The sequence below is a fragment of the Imhoffiella purpurea genome, from assembly GCF_000585215.1.
Lineage (GTDB): Bacteria > Pseudomonadota > Gammaproteobacteria > Chromatiales > Chromatiaceae > Imhoffiella > Imhoffiella purpurea.
Window position 1 is genome coordinate 1 of sequence record NZ_AONC01000075.1, and the last position, 1068, is coordinate 1068.

Below are 1068 nucleotides of genomic sequence, written 5' to 3' on the forward strand. Positions count from 1 at the left end.
CCCGAGACCTGCGTGTCGATGGTCTCGGCGCCGTGGACCTGACGCAATGCGGCCTTGATCACGGCCAAGGCATTGTAGGCGACGATGGCCATGGTCAATCCGAACAGGGCCGCGGGCGGATAGGCCAGGGTGTCGATCTCGCAGCGCAGCTGCGTGGTGAGGTGCAGGAACGCCTTTTCCAGGGTCCAGCGCTCACGATAGAGCGCGGCGATCTGAGCGGCATCGGCATGCGTTTCGGGCACGGTCGTCAACAGATACAGTCGGGTTTCGCCGTCACGTGTCGGCGTATCCAGTTCGAGACGAATACGACGCAGCTCGAGCGTCTGCTGGCCGTCGGGGGCGGTGATCCTCACGCGCTGCTCGCTCAGCACGCCCTGGTCGCTGCGCCCCGCCGGGCGCATCGGCTCGAGCGGGTGCAGTGGGATTTGTTGGTGCTCGCGCACCAGCACGGCCGCACCGCGCTGATGCAGGGTCCAGATCCAAGAGGCGACACAGAAGTTGCGGTCGGCGATCCACAGATCCCCCGCCGCGATCGTGCGCGCGAGTTGAGGCAGCAAGGCACGCTCCTGGGTATAGGCGTCCACCTCCGGGATCAGGTGCGTGATCGTTTCCAGCGCCGGCTCGAAGACCACCAGCGCCTTGCCCGGCAAGGGGGCGGCGCTCCGCGTCCGGGTGTCGGCCAGACGGTGCTCACGTCCGGCCAAGGCATTGCCATCGAGGATCTTGACCCGGTAGTGCGCCAACAACGGAGCTCTGGCACCCTCGAGAGCGCCGATGACCTCCCTGGCTTGCTCGGCGCTGTAGCCGACCAACGCCGCCAAGACCTCGGGCTCGAGCCCGCTGAGCTTGTCGTAGACCGCTTTCAGGGAGACCGGGATCGGCTCACGGGCGCTTTGATAGGCCGCATGCACCGAGGGTTGCTGGCGGGTGACGACCTGTCGCATCAGATCGAACAGGGTCGAAAACAGCAGTTGGCGGGTGTACTGGTCTTGAGCCGTGGTCTCGAACCAGCGATCGAGCTGCTGCGGATGGAAGCTGCGCTCGAGCACCGCGCGGACCATGGTCGGG

The 1068-nt window shown here is 66.3% G+C and carries 1 protein-coding gene; it reads right to left on the reverse strand.

Translation table 11 applies throughout. The features are described 5' to 3' along the window. On the reverse strand, positions 1–1068 hold a 1068-nt coding region (locus D779_RS19210), incomplete at both ends, for an IS4 family transposase (protein ID WP_043757477.1).